At 62.0% G+C, this 16008-nt stretch carries 15 protein-coding genes; 9 read left to right on the forward strand and 6 right to left on the reverse strand.

Annotated features, from left to right (window positions below; all coding sequences use genetic code 11):
* Nucleotides 1-100 precede the first annotated feature (100 nt).
* Genes tolQ through Q0Z94_RS00620 form a run of 5 tightly spaced genes read left to right on the forward strand, consistent with a single transcriptional unit; the run spans nucleotide 101 to nucleotide 5353 of the window.
* Nucleotides 101-781 (forward strand): protein TolQ, encoded by a 681-nt coding sequence (gene tolQ / locus Q0Z94_RS00600; RefSeq protein ID WP_298065897.1) that lies wholly within the window; start codon nucleotides 101-103, stop codon nucleotides 779-781.
* 9 nt (nucleotides 782-790) lie between these two features.
* Complete coding sequence (tolR, locus tag Q0Z94_RS00605; protein WP_298065898.1) at nucleotides 791-1237, forward strand: protein TolR; 447 nt, start codon at nucleotides 791-793, stop codon at nucleotides 1235-1237.
* Nucleotides 1238-1246: 9 nt separating this feature from the next.
* Nucleotides 1247-2203 (forward strand): cell envelope integrity protein TolA, encoded by a 957-nt coding sequence (gene tolA, locus Q0Z94_RS00610; protein WP_298065900.1) that lies wholly within the window; start codon nucleotides 1247-1249, stop codon nucleotides 2201-2203.
* Nucleotides 2204-2240: 37 nt separating this feature from the next.
* Nucleotides 2241-2879 (forward strand): TonB family protein, encoded by a 639-nt coding sequence (locus tag Q0Z94_RS00615; RefSeq protein WP_298065903.1) that lies wholly within the window; start codon nucleotides 2241-2243, stop codon nucleotides 2877-2879.
* Between the two features lie 23 nt (nucleotides 2880-2902).
* Nucleotides 2903-5353, forward strand: coding sequence for a mechanosensitive ion channel domain-containing protein (locus tag Q0Z94_RS00620; protein ID WP_298065904.1), 2451 nt, complete (start codon nucleotides 2903-2905; stop codon nucleotides 5351-5353).
* 217 nt (nucleotides 5354-5570) lie between these two features.
* On the opposite strand, the gene Q0Z94_RS00625 is transcribed toward Q0Z94_RS00620, so the two are convergent.
* From Q0Z94_RS00625 to Q0Z94_RS00645, 5 genes are read right to left on the reverse strand one after another with little or no spacing between them, the layout of a single operon-like run.
* Nucleotides 5571-6743: an aminotransferase class I/II-fold pyridoxal phosphate-dependent enzyme gene (locus Q0Z94_RS00625; RefSeq protein WP_298065907.1), complete on the reverse strand. Its 1173-nt coding sequence runs from the start codon at nucleotides 6741-6743 to the stop codon at nucleotides 5571-5573.
* 10 nt (nucleotides 6744-6753) lie between these two features.
* Nucleotides 6754-8115, reverse strand: coding sequence for an FAD-binding oxidoreductase (locus Q0Z94_RS00630; protein ID WP_298065909.1), 1362 nt, complete (start codon nucleotides 8113-8115; stop codon nucleotides 6754-6756).
* 9 nt (nucleotides 8116-8124) lie between these two features.
* On the reverse strand, nucleotides 8125-8925 hold the full coding sequence (locus Q0Z94_RS00635) for a MetQ/NlpA family ABC transporter substrate-binding protein (protein ID WP_298065910.1): 801 nt from the start codon (nucleotides 8923-8925) through the stop codon (nucleotides 8125-8127).
* A 20-nt stretch (nucleotides 8926-8945) separates the two neighbouring features.
* Nucleotides 8946-9626, reverse strand: a complete 681-nt coding sequence (locus Q0Z94_RS00640) for a methionine ABC transporter permease (protein WP_298065912.1) — start codon at nucleotides 9624-9626, stop codon at nucleotides 8946-8948.
* Nucleotides 9607-10653 (reverse strand): ATP-binding cassette domain-containing protein, encoded by a 1047-nt coding sequence (locus Q0Z94_RS00645; protein WP_298065914.1) that lies wholly within the window; start codon nucleotides 10651-10653, stop codon nucleotides 9607-9609. Before Q0Z94_RS00645 ends, Q0Z94_RS00640 begins: the two co-directional genes overlap by 20 nt.
* 474 nt (nucleotides 10654-11127) lie before the next feature.
* Here Q0Z94_RS00645 and Q0Z94_RS00650 point away from each other — a divergent pair, with 474 nt between their 5' ends.
* The 4 genes from Q0Z94_RS00650 to Q0Z94_RS00665 all read left to right on the forward strand — a co-directional run bounded on the left by Q0Z94_RS00650 (nucleotide 11128) and on the right by Q0Z94_RS00665 (nucleotide 14857).
* Nucleotides 11128-12027, forward strand: a complete 900-nt coding sequence (locus tag Q0Z94_RS00650) for a metal ABC transporter substrate-binding protein (protein ID WP_298065917.1) — start codon at nucleotides 11128-11130, stop codon at nucleotides 12025-12027.
* Nucleotides 12014-12805: a metal ABC transporter ATP-binding protein gene (locus tag Q0Z94_RS00655; RefSeq protein ID WP_298065920.1), complete on the forward strand. Its 792-nt coding sequence runs from the start codon at nucleotides 12014-12016 to the stop codon at nucleotides 12803-12805. Before Q0Z94_RS00650 ends, Q0Z94_RS00655 begins: the two co-directional genes overlap by 14 nt.
* Nucleotides 12798-13658 carry a metal ABC transporter permease gene (locus Q0Z94_RS00660; protein WP_298065922.1) on the forward strand — a complete coding sequence of 287 codons (861 nt, stop codon included), beginning with the start codon at nucleotides 12798-12800 and terminating at the stop codon, nucleotides 13656-13658. The genes Q0Z94_RS00655 and Q0Z94_RS00660 overlap by 8 nt, the downstream gene beginning before the upstream one ends.
* 242 nt (nucleotides 13659-13900) lie before the next feature.
* The gene (locus Q0Z94_RS00665) at nucleotides 13901-14857 is read left to right on the forward strand and encodes a DUF362 domain-containing protein (protein WP_298065924.1); all 957 of its coding nucleotides are present in this window, start codon (nucleotides 13901-13903) and stop codon (nucleotides 14855-14857) included.
* An 85-nt stretch (nucleotides 14858-14942) separates the two neighbouring features.
* Here Q0Z94_RS00665 and Q0Z94_RS00670 read toward each other — a convergent pair whose 3' ends face one another.
* Nucleotides 14943-15905 (reverse strand): AraC family transcriptional regulator, encoded by a 963-nt coding sequence (locus tag Q0Z94_RS00670; RefSeq protein ID WP_298065925.1) that lies wholly within the window; start codon nucleotides 15903-15905, stop codon nucleotides 14943-14945.
* Between the last annotated feature and the right edge of the window lie 103 nt (nucleotides 15906-16008).

Consider the following 16008-nt stretch of genomic DNA (forward strand, 5'->3'; position numbering starts at 1 on the left):
TGCAGTTTTCCATTGCATCCCCGTCCGTTCGAGATTATGAAGAAACACGGACATCACCCCGTACCGGCGCGGCACAAACACCGGACATTTCGGAGCGTACATGGACTACAGCATTATTTCCGTCTTCCTTCATGCGAGCCTGGTGGCCCAGATCATCATGATCATCCTCATCGTTCTCTCGATCCTGAGCTGGACCGTCATCATCAGCAAATTCGTCATTCTGAACGCCGCCGAACGCAAGGCCTCTTCCGGGCTGAACCGCTTTGTGGAGGCTCACGACCTCCGGCAGGCCGTCCAGAGCCTGGGCGGAGACCCCTCCTCCCCGCTCTATTCCGTCGCCCAGCACGGCGTCCGTGAATTCAACAGCGGCCGGGAAGCCGGCGCGCAGGGAGAAATCGTGGTCGAGACCGTGCGCCGCGCCCTGAATCAGGGCGTCAGCATGGAGCTGGATCGCCTGCACAAAGCCCTGTCCATACTCGCGACCACGGCCAACACCGCGCCCTTCATCGGACTTTTCGGCACGGTCTGGGGCATCATGACCTCGTTCCACGCCATAGGCCAGATGAAGTCCGCATCCTTGGCCACGGTGGCCCCCGGCATCTCCGAAGCCCTCATCGCCACCGCCATCGGACTGGCCGTGGCTATTCCCGCCACCATCGCCTACAACATGTTCCTCGGCAAGCTGGACAGCATCGAAACCCGCCTCATCCATTTCGCCGGCGTCTTCCTCAACCGCGTCCAGCGTGAGACGAACACGCACCGCTCCGGCGAAAATCGGTAGGTCTGCGCCATGCCCAGAAGAAAAGGCTTCGTATCCGAGATCAACGTGACGCCCTTCGTGGATGTCATGATGGTTCTGCTCATCATCTTCATGGTCACGGCGCCCATGATGGATTCCGGACTGGACGTGGATCTCCCCCAGGCCCGTCAGGTGGAAAACCTGCCCACGGACAGCGAGCACCTCGTCCTCACCATCCGTGAAGACGGCGCCATGTATCTCGACACCTATCAGGTTCAGCTTGAAGAGCTGGAGGAACGCCTCACCGCGCTGGTCAAGGATCAGAACCGGGCGCTCTTCCTGCAGGCGGACAAGAACGTGCCCTACGGGGCTGTTGTGGATGTCATGGGCCGCATCAAGGCCGCCGGTATCGAAAAGCTGGGCGTCGTCGCCATGCCCGCCACGGAGAACGCTGCGTCCGCCGCTTCCGGACGTAGCAAGCCCCAGCCCAGACGCTAGACGGCAGCCATGCGTATCAGCAGTTTTCTCCTCTCCATCCTGCTTCACCTGGCTCTTCTGGCCTTTGTCCTCTATGTGCCTTTGCGGCCGCCTCTGGACATTACGCGGCCCGTCTATCAGGTAAGCCTCGTCATGGGCGCCCCCGGCGGCGAAAATCTGCCCTCGCCCGTCCTGGGAGCGCGCCCGCCGGTCACGGGCAGGCAGGAGTTCTCCACAGAACCGGCGCCCAGCCCCAGGGCCGAGGAAGCCCCGGCCGTGCCCACGCCGGAACTGCTGCCCAAGCCTGAACTCTCCCAGCCGGAAAAGCCCAGGGCGCCGGAACCCGTCAAGGCTCCCGACGCCGTGGATATTCCCCAGCAGCCAAGACCGGAGAAAAAGCCGGAACCCCAGCCGGAAAAGAAGCCTGAACCGAAACCGGAGCCAAAGCCCGAGCCAAAGCCGGAAAAGAAACCGGAACCGGCCAGAGAGCCAAAACCCGAACCGAAAAAGGAACAGAAACCCGCCAAATCCAGTCAGTCCGATCCACTGGCAGCGGCTCTGGCCGATGCCCGCAAGCAGGTACGCTCCAATGCCGGCACGGGCAGAGGCTCTTCCGCCTCCCGCGCTCTGGCGGATCTGGAAAAGCAGGTCGGTCAGACCGGCGTCGGCGGAGGTGGGGGAGAAGGTGACGGCCCCGGCGGAGGCGGCATCTACGATGTGTACGTCGCGCAGGTCGTGCTCGCCGTGCAGCCCAACTGGAGTATGCCCACCTATTCCCGCACCAACATGGTGGTGCAGGTGCGCATCAAGCTCGACAAGCAGGGCCACGTTCTCGACTGCCGCATTGAACAGTCCTCCGGCCGCCCGGAATTCGATGCTTCGGCCATAAACGCCGTGGTGCGCACGGGAACGCTTCCGCCGCCGCCCACCGCCGCACAGCAGGATCTGGTCATCAGCTTCAATTCCCTCCAGATGGCAGGACGCTAAGCCTGCCTTCCGGTCTGGGAGGAGGTTACGCTTTCTCATGAAGAACCTTCCGGCCTTCTGCGCCCTTTTCCTTTTCACCCTGCTGCTTTCCGCCTCGCAGGCCCAGGCCTTCACCGCGGCGGCGGACACCTCGGCCGGCTATGGCTCTCTGGTCCTCGGGCAGCTCATGCGCGGACTTACGCGCCCTGCTGGGGCCGGCGGCACCTCGCTCGTGGAAATCGACATCGCGCCTGATGGAACCGTTTCCAGCTGCCGCGTGATCCAGTCCTCCCCGTCTCCGGCTCTGGATGCGGCCGTCTGCACCGCGGCGGCAAAAGGCGCACCCTACCCCTATCCGCCCTACGGAGCTCCGGCCACGGTGAGCCTCGCCTTCTGCTGGGACGATGCCCCCGCCGCGTCTGCCTCTCAGTCGATGACCTACGCCGAAATACTGCGCCGGAACATCACCCCGCGTATCGTCATCCCCGCCGCGCCCTCGGGTTCCTGGACCACGACCATCCTGCTCGACATCTACGCCGACGGCTCACTCCAGTCGTGCCAGGTCACGCACCCCTCCGGCAGCGAAGCCGTGGATGCTGCGGTACTCAAGGCAGCACTCCAGCCCGGTTCCATCACGCCTCCCCCGCGGCACGAAGCCCAGCACGTCACTCTGACCTTTACCCTCAACATCCGTTGACGCCTGCACTGCGGAGGTTTTCCATGCGCCATGCCTGCCGTTTTCTCGCTCTGCTTCTGGCGGCCTTTCTGACTCTGAACGCTGCGGCTCCGGCCACAGCAGCGCCCTCCGAAGAGCAGACCAGGGCCGAAAACGAACTCAGCGCCACGGAAAAGGCGAAGCGGGAAGAAGCCCGGCGCGCCGCGGAGGACGCCAAGGCCCTTCAGGAAGCCTGGGACAGTCTGCTCTCCCTGCACGACGCGCAGCTTGAGGGAATACTCAACCACACCAAGAACCTCACCGAAGGCCTGCCCGACCTGTCGAGCAGCGTCCAGCAGAGCCTCTCGCTCCTTGATGACGAGTACCAGAAGCTGAACGCACTCTCCCAGGTCAACGCCATGCCTTCCGACCTCACGGTGATTGTGGAACGCTTCAAGCGCATCCAGGAACGCATCAACGCTCTCATCGCGCCGCTCATGCGCACCCAGGAAGTTCTGGCCAAGGAAAAAGGCACTCTCGATCTGCTCCAGAACTCCCTCACGTCCCAGGGCGACAACATCGGCCCGAAAATCGCCTCCCGACTGAAGGAGGCCACCAAAAACATCAAGAATCTCGAAACGCGCTACACGCGCATCGCCGATCCCGCCCTCAAGCTCGTTGCGGACGTTCAGGCTCGCATGGACGACATCACCAAGGCCATGCCCACGCTCTGGAACGACTACTATCTCCAGTCGTCCGGCCAGTTCTACAACTTCACCGCCTGGACGCGGGACATCCACAATCTCGGTGCGCTCCGGGAACTCTTCTCCCTGCGCCTGTCCACGGAAATCCCCAACACGCTTCCCGCATTCATGGCGGTGATCGCGCGTCTCGTCACGCTCATGGCCCTGCTCGTGCTCTTCGCCCAGGCCCTGCGGCGCATCGCGCGCAAGAAGATTCCGGAGCAGCTTCAGGGCGGCGTTGACCGCATCCTGGGCAACAGCTTTCTCTGGATAGCCCTGGGCGTCTCCCTGCACTTCTCCTCCTGGGTGGATGGCAAGCTCTATCCCGTAGTCGCCACCCTCGGCACCATGTGCCTGTGCTGGGGGCAGATGCTGCTGGCCTGGGATCTCTACGAACTCGACAAGCCCGAACGCGCCCGGCTTTCCCCCCTGTGGCCCATGTTCCCCACCCTGCTCATCGGCATGGTGCTGCTGAACTTCGATCCCTTCCCTCTGTTCACCGGCGTGGTCTGGCTGCTCGTGCAGTGTCTTGATCTCTGGAAGGCCCGCCGCCGCACCCTCCCCGAACACAGTCTGCCCGGCGCCCTCATGCGCCTCTATGTGCTTCAGCTCTGGATTACGCTTCTCGTGACGCTGATAGGCTTCGCCCGTCTGTCCATCCTCATCAGCATGTGCTACACCTCCCTTGCCGTGACGGTCATGCTCTGCGTGTCCATAGTCCGGGTGGAAAACCTCATCGACGAGCATCTGCCCGCGGAAGGCAGCTCCGCCGTCTTCTCCAAGCTCGTCATCGCCCTTGTCGTTCCCGTGCTGCTGCTCGTTGCCGTCACCGCCTCCATGCTCTGGATTGTGGCCTATCCCGGCGGCTACTTCCTCATCCAGCATGTGGCTAACCTGGGCTTCAGCATCGGCAGCGTCTCCCTGAACGCCATCCAGATCCTCAGCATCGTCATCGCCTTCTACCTCACCCGTGCGCTGTTCACCGTGGGCAATACCTTCATGAACAGTATGCAGAGCCAGATTTCGCGCATCTCGGTCTCGCTTCTCGCGCCCATACAGACCGTCTACAAATGCCTGCTCTGGACCTGCTTCGGTCTGTACACGCTGAAGGCTCTGGGCTTCAACCTCTCCAGCCTGTCCATGATCGCCGGCGGTCTCTCCGTGGGTATCGGTATCGGGCTTCAGAACATGGTGCAGAACTTCACCTCGGGAATCTCCGTCATCTTCGGACAGACCATCCGCGAAGGCGACGTGGTGGAGGTGAACGGCATCACCGGCGTGGTCAAGCGCATCAATATCCGCTCCACCATGCTCGAAACCTTTGACAACGCCATTATCTTCATCCCCAACGGCAGCTTCCTCAATTCCTCCTTCACCAACTGGACGCACAACAACCGCCGCGTAAGAAAGGAAATCGCCGTGGGCGTGGCCTACGGCTCCGACGTGGAGCGCTGCCTTTCCCTGCTGCTGAACATAGCCAGGGAACATCCCCAGGTACTGCGCTACCCCGAACCCGCCGCCTACTTCATCAGCTTCGGCGCAAGCTCTCTGGACCTCGTCCTGCGCTTCTGGGTGCGCGAATACAACGACGCTCTGCGCATCACTTCCGAAATATGCCTGAGCATCAACCGCATCTTCGCGGAAAACGGCATAGAAATCTCCTTCCCGCAGCTTGACGTTCACCTCCATGAACCGGACAAGAGCGCGGAAACGGCCCTGCCCGAACCAAAAAAGCAGGGCGAAGAACAGCCTCAAGCGAATCCCGCATCCTGAACGCCACGGCAGCCGAACAGCTAAACAGCGGCAGCGACTGTCCCGGATTTTTTTTGGGGGGGGGGAGAACTCCTGCCCCCCCCGGCAAAGTGCGTGAGCTTCTGCCACACGGCGTCAACGGCGGGCTTTGCGGTTTTCCGCGCCGTGCAGCCTTCCGGCAGCCCTTAAAGACAAAGAGACGGCGGGCGACCGCCGTCTCTTTGTCATGTTCAGTGCCTCAGCCTTTCAGCTTCGACATTTTCCGGCGCATACCGCTCAGGCGTTCCAGTGCCGCTTCCAGCGTGTCCTTCTTCTTGGCGAAGTGCAGGCGGATGTAGCGGTTCTCCGGTTCATGGAAGAAGCTGGAGCCGGGGACAGCGCCCACGCCCACATGTTCGGCGAGCTTCTCGCAGAAGACGACGTCGTCCTTGAAGCCGAACTCCGATATGTCCAGCAGGACATAGTAGGCGCCTTCGGGATCGGTGTGCGGAATCTTCAGATCGTCCAGCCCCCGCATGAACAGATCCTTCTTCTCCGTATAGACTGCGGCAAGTTCGCGGTAGTAGCCGTCCCCGAAGCGCAGACCCGTCACCGCGGCTTCCTGGAGCGGGGAGGCCGCGCCCACGGTGAGGAAGTCGTGCACCTTTCTTGCGGTGTCCACGATTTCCGGCGAGGCGATGATGTACCCAAGACGCCAGCCCGTGATGGAATAGGTCTTGGACAGCGAACTGCACGAAAGTGTGCGTTCGGCCATGCCGGGCAGGGTGGCAATGTAGGTATGGCGGTGCGGCGCGTAGACGATGTGTTCGTAGACCTCGTCCGTGATCACATAGACGTCGTAGGTGCGTGCCAGTCCCGCGATAATCTCCAGCTCCTTGCGGGTAAAGACCTTGCCGCAGGGGTTGGAGGGGTTGCACAGGATAAGCGCCTTGGGGTGCTGCCGGAAGGCGTCTTCGAGCTTCTCCGGGTCAAAGCGGAAGGACGGCGGCTCCAGCGGCACATAAAGAGGCTCCGCACCGGAAAGGATGGCGTCGGCCCCGTAGTTTTCATAGAACGGGGAGAAGACCACAACCTTGTCGCCCGGGTCGGTCACGGTCATCATGGCGGCCATCATGGCCTCGGTGCTGCCGCAGGTGACCACGATTTCGGAATCGGGATCGATGCGCCGGCCCATGAAGCGGGACTGCTTTTCCGCAAGCGCCTCGCGGAAGTTCTGCGCGCCCCAGGTCACGGAGTACTGATGCGGCCCCTGATGCGCGACTTCGGCCAGACGGTCGAGGATGGGCTGCGGCGGGTCAAAGTCCGGGAACCCCTGAGAAAGGTTGATGGCCCCGAACTTCATGGACACGCGCGTCATGCGGCGGATCACCGAATCCGTAAACGTGGCCGTCCGTTGAGAAAGTCTCTGCATGGCGTCCCCCTCAGCGCAGATAGGATTTATGGTCGTTCAGGATATGGCGCTCGTCCAGCGTCTCCTTGATGCGGCGCTGCAGGGTGAGGTTGATCTCCGGCGTGTGGGAAAGGTAGAACGGCCGCTTGTACAGACCGATGCCGTGTTCGCCGGAGGTAATGCCTCCCAGCCGGAACGCCTCCGCGTAGACCTGCCCCAGACTGGCGGCGAGGTCAGTCTTCCACTCTTCCGCGGAACGGCTGCCGCGCAGGACGCAGAGGTGAACGTTGCCGTCTCCGGCGTGCCCGAAGGCCACCATCTGAACGCCGGTCTCCTTCTCTACCTTGTGGACGTGAACCACGAAATCCGTGATTTTGTCTATAGGAACCACAATATCCACGGGCTCCTGTTCGGACGTGGCTTCCACCGCCTTCACCAGGCAGCCGCGCACACGCCAGACCTCTTCCGTGCGGGCGGCATCGCGGATGGGGAAAAAGTCCAGGGCGCCCTGCCGGGCGGACAGATCGTGGAGAAGCTCCACGCGCCCGTCGATATCCTCGGCACTTCCGTCAAGGGTGACAAGGATATAGGCTTCGGCCTCCGGGCAGGGATAGCGCAGGCCCGTGAAGCGTTCGCCAAGTTCCACCACGCTGCGCTCCACGAACTCCACCGCCGTAGGCTGGAGCCCGGACTTGAGCACGGCGGGAACCGTGCGTATGCCATCCTTGAGACTGGCAAAGGGAATGAGTGCCGTCAGGGAAGCCTGCGGCTTGCCCACGAGCCGCAGGAGGCAGCGTGTGATCACGGCCAGCGTGCCTTCCGAGCCGATGATGAGCTGCTTGAGATCCAGCCCGCTGGCGTCCTTGACGTTCTTGCTGCCCAGTTCCACCACGTCTCCGTTGGCCAGAACCACGGTCAGCCCGCGCACATAGTCGCGGGTCACGCCGTACTTCACGGCGCGCATACCTCCGGCGTTGGTGGAGATATTGCCGCCCAGCGTGGCCGTCTTCTCGCCCGGATCCGGAGGATAGAACAGCCCCAGGGATTCCACTTCGGTCTGAAAGTCCTTGAGCACCACGCCCGGTTCCACCGTTGCGGTAAAGGTTTCGGCGTCTATCTCAAGGATACGGTTCATGCGGGAAAGGTCGAGGACAATGCCGCCTGCGGGCACGGTGGAGCCAACCACGTTGGTGCCCGCCCCCCGCGGCGTCACGGGGATGCGCCTTTCCCAGGCAAAGCGCATGACGGCGCTCACCTCTTCCGTGGACAGCGGATAGACAAGGGCTTCCGCCGTTCCCCGGCAGCGTCCCAGCGAATCCGTAAGAGCGGCTTCCGGGATGCTCTCGAGAAGAACGCGCTCCCTGTCGGGAATGATGTCGTAAAGCTCACGCATACAAAGCTCCTAGTTCCATGCCGGCACAAAGAATCCGGCGAAGGTGGTATTGAACACATCAATGACGGCCTGCGAATGGTACGCCTCCACGATGCGCTTAAAGACGGGGTTCTGGGCGTCCGCGGTACGGCTGGCAATGAGGCAGGTGTAGCTGTCATCGTCATATCTGGGTTCCTTGAAGATAGCCTGCGATGCCTTGAAGCCGCTGTCCAGCGCATAGTTGCCGTTGATGGCCGCCAGCGCCACATCGGGCAGCGTGGAGACCACCAGATTGGCATCGATCTCCACAAATTCCAGCTTCACGCGGGTGGAAACGATATCGGAAAGTTCGGGAGCGGCACCAACGCCCTCCTTCAGCTTGAGCACGCCCGCGGCTTCGAGCAGCTTCAGGGCACGGCCTTCGTTGGTCACGTCATTGGGCACGGCCACCTTGTCGCCGTCCTTCAGTTCGTCCACGGAAGAAATCTTGTCGGAATACAGGTTCATGGCAACGATGAACGTGTCCCCGATGGACGTGATCTCGTAGCCGTTATTTTTGATTTCGTTGCGCAGGAAGGCATGGTGCTGGAAGGCGTTCAGATCGATTTCGCCGTTGGCCAGCGCCTGATTGGGCAGGGAGAAGTTGGAGAACTGCACATATTCCAGCTTGATGCCTTCCCTGGAAAGCTCCCTGGCCACGGGAGCCCAGATGTCTTCATAGATGGCTCCGGTAAGCCCGATCTTCACTACCTGCTCTGCAGAAGCGGGAGAGGCTGAAAAGGCCAGAGACAGGGAAAGGACAACGGATGCGGCTATTGCGGAAAGTTTCATGACATACCTCGAAAAAGGTTTCAGTGTTTGCTGATACGGGCCACGAGTGCCCCAAGAACCTGGATGACGGTGACGATGAGGACAAGAATGATGACCGTGGCGTAGATAATATCCATACGGCTGCGCTGCTGGCCGTAGACATAGGCGAAGTTGCCGAGACCGCCCGCGCCCACGGCCCCGGCCATGGCCGTCAGACCGATGAGGCTGATCAGCGTGATGGTCACGCCGCGGGCTATGGACGGCACGCTCTCGCGAAGGTAGACGCGGAAGATGATGTCGAGTCGGCCGCAGCCCATGGACTGCGCGGCTTCCACAAGCCCGCTGTTGACTTCGCTGAGCGCGGATTCCATCTGCCGTGCGAAAAAGGGCACGGTGCCGAAGACCAGGGGCACGATGGAACCCTGTACGCCGATGGCCGTGCCGGAGATCAGGCGGGTCAGGGGCAGGAGGCAGAACAGCAGGATGATGAACGGGATGGAGCGGAACAGGTTGACGGCCTTGTCCAGCACCTCGTAGACCAGCCGGTTTTCCATGAGCCCGCCCCTGCGGGTGACGATGAGCAGTATGCCGAGGGCCAGCCCCAGAACGAAGGAAATCCCTCCGGACCAGAAGGTCATCTGCAAGGTCTCCACCGTGCTGCGCCAGAGCATGGGCAGCGACTTCATGGTGTAGGGAAAGAGTTCAGTGAGCAGTTCTTGCATCAAGGAGAACCTCCACGCCGACATGGATGTTTTGCAGGTACGCGATACAGTCCGCGATGGCCTTTTCCCCGCCTTCGGCAATGACGATAAGTCCTCCCAGAGGATGGTCGCCGATCATTTCGATGTTGCCGAAAATAATGTTCAGATCCACGCCGTAGGTTCGGGAAAGGTAGGAGACCAGCGCACTGCACGCGTTGCGTTCAAGGTAGCGCAGGCTGAGTATGCACTGCCCGGGCCTGAGCTGCAGAACCGGCGACTTCTCTTCCAGAAGGCGGCGGAATCCGGCCATATGGGAGGTCATTTCCAGAAAACTGCGCGTCACGGGCCGGCGGGGAGCGGCGAAGACGGAAAAGACTTCGCCCTGCTCCACCACTGCGCCGTCCTCCATGACGGCCACATGGTCGCAGATCTCCTTGATGACCTGCATCTCATGCGTGATGAGGACTATGGTCAGCCCCAGCTTGCGGTTCAATTCCCGCAGAAGCTGAAGGATGGCGTGCGTGGTCTGAGGGTCGAGGGCACTGGTGGCCTCGTCGCAGAGCAGGATTTCCGGTTCACTGGCCAGAGCGCGTGCGATGGCCACGCGCTGTTTCTGCCCGCCGGAAAGCTGAGAGGGATAGGAATCCTCTCTTCCGGACAGCCCTACCAGTTCGAGAAGTTCACCCACGCGAGCCTTGAGCTTCTCTCTGGAAAGACCGCGTCCGGCCAGCGGAAAGGCAACGTTGCCAAACACTGTGCGCGAAGCGAACAGGTTGAACTGCTGGAAAATCATGCCGATGCGGCGGCGCACAGCGCGCACGTCCGCCTCACTCAGCTGCGTGATGTCGGTATCGTCCAGCAGGACGCGGCCCGAAGTGGGGCGCTCCAGCAGGTTGATGCAACGCAGGAGCGTGGACTTGCCCGCGCCGGAAAAACCGATGATGCCGAAAATCTCGCCGGTTTCTATGGTCAGATGGACGTGTTTGACGGCCTCTACTGAACCCTGTGCGCCTGCGAACACCTTGCAGACGTCTTCAAGACGGATCATGAGGATGCGTTCCTTGCAAAAAACTTGAAAAGAGATCGGAAACAGATTCCGAAGAACGCACGAAGACTCCCAGGCGCAGGAGAAAACAGTTGTTTCTAGCGAACGGGCAGAAGCCCCCTGCGCAGACGCTGCGCCTGGGAGCAAAGCATTCGTCCAAAACGGAAGTTGTGGCGGACGAGCCGTTCAAAAAAGCCTGTCATCTTGTCTTGTCCTCACTTGCCGTTATGATTGCCGGGCGTTCCCCTTTTGTCAAGCAAAACTTTGAGCGTTCTTGGAGGTTTTAATTTATTTTTCATTGAAATTATTGCATTTTTATTTTTACCATCCACGTTTTGCGGAACTTCCAGGTCCTCCCCTGCGGGCAGCGAACTCTTTCCGTTCGTACAGCCCCCCTTGACAGGCGTGGTATCTTAAAGAAAAAGGAAAGCGCGCCCGCCGCGTCAGAACGCAGGCTGTGCGCCCTGGATTCCCGCCATGAAAACGCCGACCGCCCTTCTCCTCTGTCTTCTGCTCCTTCTCCTGCCCGTCCGCGCCCGCGGACAGGAAACGCTCTGCGCCGCGTCCATCTTCCCCATCTGGCTTCTCGTAGAGGAAGTGACGCGGGACGTTCCGGGGGTGCGCACGGAGCTGCTGCTGCCCGCCAGCACGGGCTGCCCCCACGACTACGCCATGTCGCCGCCGGAACGCCGCACGCTGGCCCGCGCCGATATCCTCGTCATCAACGGACTGGGGCTGGAAAGTTTCCTGGGAGAAGGCGAACGGCTGAAAAGCCTCATGAAGCCGGGCGCAGCCGTCATCGACGCTTCGCTTGGCGTCACGGGGCTGCTCCGCGAAGGCGCGCACCCCAATCCCCATCTTTTTGCAAGTCCTTCCATGTCTGCACAGATGGCGCGCTCCCTGGCCGGGCAGTTCGCCGCACTCGCCCCGGAATACGCGCAGCTCTACCTGAAAAACGGCGAACGCGCCGCCATGCGCCTGGAGGCTCTTGCCGAAGAATGCCGGGCGCTCGGCAGCCGCCTCAAGGCCCGCGGCGTGGTGGCCCAGCACACGATTTTCGACTATCTGGCCCGCGACCTCGGCCTTTCCATGGAGGCGCACATCCAGCCCCATGAAGGTCAGGAGCCTTCCGCCGCAGAAATGATCGGACTTGTGCGCACCATCCGGGAAAGGCACGCTGCCGCCGTCATCACGGAGCCGCAGTACCCCGCCCGCACGGGAAAAACTCTGGCTGCGGAGACCGGCATTCCCTGCCTTTCGCTGGATCCCGTGGATCACGGCCCGCAGGACCTGCCGCAGGGAACCGCGCTGGACTACTACGAACGCACCATGCGCAAAAACCTGCACACCCTGGAGAACTGCCTTGGAAGCCGATAACGCCCCGGCCATAGTCTTCGACCACGTCAGCGTCACCTGCGGCGGGCTGAACATTCTGGACGAAGTCTGCGCTGTCGTTCCCCGCGGGAGCTGGACCGTACTCATCGGACCCAACGGAGCGGGCAAGACCACACTTCTGCTCGCCCTGCTGGGTGAAATGCCCTGCCGCGGCCGCATCCTTGTGGGCGGAGGCCGGGGGCTGCGGCTCGGCTATGTGCCCCAGAAGCTGGCCGTGGACAAGGGGATGCCCTTCACCGTGACGGAATTTCTGTCCATGGGCGTGCAGCGGCGCCCTCTGTGGCTCGGCGTCTCCCGCGCCGCCAGGGATCAGGCCGCCGCGCTGCTGGACATGGTACACGCCCCGCACCTCATGAAACGCCGCGTCGGGACGCTTTCCGGCGGTGAGATGCAGCGCGTTCTGCTCGCGCTGGCGCTCCAGCAGAAGCCCGAACTCCTCATTCTGGACGAGCCTTCGGCGGGCGTGGACCTCGAAGGCGGCCGCCTGTTCTGCGAACTTCTGGAAGACCTGCGCCAAAGTCAGGGCTTTACCCAGATCATGGTCAGTCACGACCTGGGCATGGCGGCACACCACGCCACCAACGTCATCTGCCTGAAGCGCCGCGTCATTGCGCAGGGATCGCCGCAGGAGGTGCTCACCGTGCCCGTGCTTCAGACGCTGTTCGGTATGCACATGGGGCTTATCTGTTCGGAAAACCATGTCCACCACGCCGGCGTTCAGGCCTGCGCCGCCGAAACCGAGGAAACGCCCCATGCCTGATCTCTCCTGGCTCTTCCACCTCGCCTCGCTCTTTCCGCTGGAAGGCATGGACATGCGCTTCATGCAGCAGGCACTTGTCGCCCTCTGCCTGCTTGCGCCCATGACCGCCGCCCTCGGCGTGCAGGTCATCCACTACCGCATGGCCTTCTTTTCCGACGCCGTCGGCCATTCCGCCTTTGCAGGCGTTGCCATCGGCCTTGTCCTGGGGGTGCATCCCCACATCTCCATGCCCGTTTTCGGGCTGGCCGTGGGCCTCTGCATCATGTTCCTTCAGCGCTTCAGCGCCCTGCCCCCGGATACGGTCATCGGCGTGGTCTTTTCCGCCGTGGTCGCTTCCGGTCTGGCCGTGGTCAGCCGGGACAACACCCTGGCCCGCGACCTTCAGCAATTCCTCTACGGCGACATCCTCACTCTCACCGAAACGGACATCTGCTGGCTGCTGGCGCTGTTCGCGGCCTTTGTCCTGTTTCAGGCCCTGGCCTTCAACCGCCTGCTCTACGCCGGAACAAGCCGCGTCATCGCGAAGGCCCACCGCGTCCCCGCGGCCCTCTGCGAATATCTCTTCGCCGCCCTGCTCGCGCTGGTGGTCATGTTCTCCGTGTGGAGCGTGGGCGTGCTTCTGGTCACGGCACTGCTCATCGTCCCTGGGGCGGCGGCCCGCAGCCTTGCCCGCAGCGCCGGGGGCATGTTCTGGTGGGCCATCGCCGTCGGCCTCCTGTCCGCGGTGACAGGACTTGCGCTCTCCGTACAGCCCTGGATGCACACCGCCGCCGGGGCCACCATCATCCTTGTGGCCTGCGGCTGCTTCCTGCTGAGCGTCATCGCGGCCTCCCTGCGCAGCGAAATCCGCTGAGCGCCCCAAAGCCTGCCGCCGCGGAAATGAAAGGAACAGGCAAGAAATAGCCCGGATTGTGCCTAGTCCGCCTTCAGAAAACGCTTTAATTCTGGCATTAAGAAAACTTGCCCCTCCTGGGGAACAGGGAAACCCGATGGAAATACCGCCCGTATTGCCAGGAGGCTTTCCCTGTGATTAAAAAAAGAAAAACAGCCGTATCGGTAAAACCGGATTCCGGCTGAAACTTCTGGAGGAACGCCATGAGCCTTTCCCGCCGCGACTTCGTCAAACAGGGCCTTTTCACCGCCGGGGCCGTGGCCGCCGGGCTTGCTCCCAGCCTCGCCCGCGCCGCTTCCGAACCCGCGAAGGTCTATTTCACCAGGGATCTCAGTGCGGAAGGCCTGCTCAAGCTGTACGCTCTGGTCAATGAGAACATCTCCGGCCGCATCGCCGTCAAGCTGCACACCGGCGAGCCGAACGGCCCGAACATCCTGCCTCGGGAATGGGTCAGGGCGTTTCTGGCCCAGGTTCCCGAGGCCCGCGTTGTGGAGTGCAACGTCCTCTACGACAGCCCGCGCCAGACGACGGAAGGCCACCGCAGAACCTTGGAGCAGAACGGCTGGACGGCGTTCACCAGCGTGGACATCATGGATGAGGACGGCGACACGCCGCTGCCCGTCCGCGGGGGCAAATGGCTCAAGGAAGTGGCCGTGGGCAAGCACCTTCTGAACTACGACTCCCTGGTGGTGCTCACCCATTTCAAGGGGCACGTCATGGGCGGCTTCGGCGGTTCGCTCAAGAACATCGCCATTGGCTGCGCTTCCGGGGCGCACGGCAAGCGGCAGATCCACAGCGATGGCCGGCAGACCTGGGCCGGAGGCCCGCTCTTCATGGAACGCATGGTGGAAGGCGGAAAGGCCGTCACCGACCACTTCGGCAGCCATATCACCTATATCAACGTTCTGCGGAATATGTCCGTGAGCTGTGACTGCGAAGGCGTGAACGCCCAGCCGGTGCGCCTGCCCGACCTCGGCATCCTTGCTTCCACGGACATCCTCGCCATTGACAAGGCTTCCGTGGACATGATCTACGCGCTGCCCGAGGACCTGCGCGCCCACATGGTGGAACGCATCGAATCCCGTTCCGGCCTGCGTCAGCTCTCCTACATGAAGGAACTCGGCATGGGCAGCGACCAGTACGAACTCATCACCCTGTGACGCCTCCGCCCTGTCCCGGGCTTTGCTCTGGGAGAGGCTTCGCCTGGGCGGGGCGGACACCGGCGACAGTCCGCCCCGGCATTCCTTACCCGTCAGAAGGTGAAGGCGCGCCGTGTAAAACCTCGCCTGCGGGAAGCCCCTGGCCTGCCAGAGTGCGTCTGCGGGCAATATCACGGCACGGCGATTCGCCGAACATGCGCTTGTACTCCCGGGTGAACTGAGCGATGCTCTCGTACCCCACGGCCAGCGCTGCGCCGGAAGCGCGTTCGTCTTCCATCAGCATCAGCCTCCGGGCCTCGTACAGGCGAAGCTGCTTGTGGTACTGCAGCGGACTAAAACCGGTGACGCTCTTGAAATGCCGGTGCAGGCTCGACAGGGACATCCCGACCTGCCTTGCAAGGCTCTCCATCTGCAGCGGAGAGGCGAGGTTCTGCTTCATGAGCGCGATGGCCTGAACGATCTGGCCGCGCTGCGAACCCCGCATGTACAGATTCTGAAGCAGGCCTCCCTGCGGCCCGATGAGCAGAAGATAGTGCAGTTCCCGCAGGATGATCGGCGCGCGTACCGCGATCTGCTTCGGTTTGTCCAGAAGCTCGGCAAGCCGCAGCATCCCTTCCAGAAATTCCGGATCGGCATCGGCAATGGCTGTGCCCTGTGCGGGCAGGCCGGCAGGACTCCCTTCCGGCTCCATTTCCAGCATGAGATCGGCCAGTGTCTTTCGGTTCAGCTCGATGAACAGGGACAGAAACGGCTTTTCCGGAGAGGCTTCGAGGGTGCTGGCCATGCTTGGCATTTCCACGCAGGAGACAAGGCACTGGTCTTCGCAAAAATGGTATTCCCGGGTGCCGACGACAAGGCGCTTGCTTCCCTGAACGACAATGGAAGCCACGGGCTTCTGAAAGCAGCGCTCCAGGCTGTCTGGCGAATCGTAGCGCACCAGCGTCAGCCCCTCGACGGCGGAGGGGCGAAGTCCCGGCCTGTCCATATGCCGCAGCACCGCCGCCTTCAGTCTGGCGTTGATTTCCGCAAGGCGTTTTCCTTCTTCCATACGGCCTCCCGTCTGAAACGATGATTTTTGGAAACACGTCTTCAACCTATCCCCTTTTTGACGTTTTGCAAGGACAGCGGTAAAAAAAGACAAATTTTTGGCA

Origin of the sequence: uncultured Mailhella sp., assembly GCF_947631555.1 — a bacterium.
Lineage (GTDB): Bacteria > Desulfobacterota > Desulfovibrionia > Desulfovibrionales > Desulfovibrionaceae > Mailhella.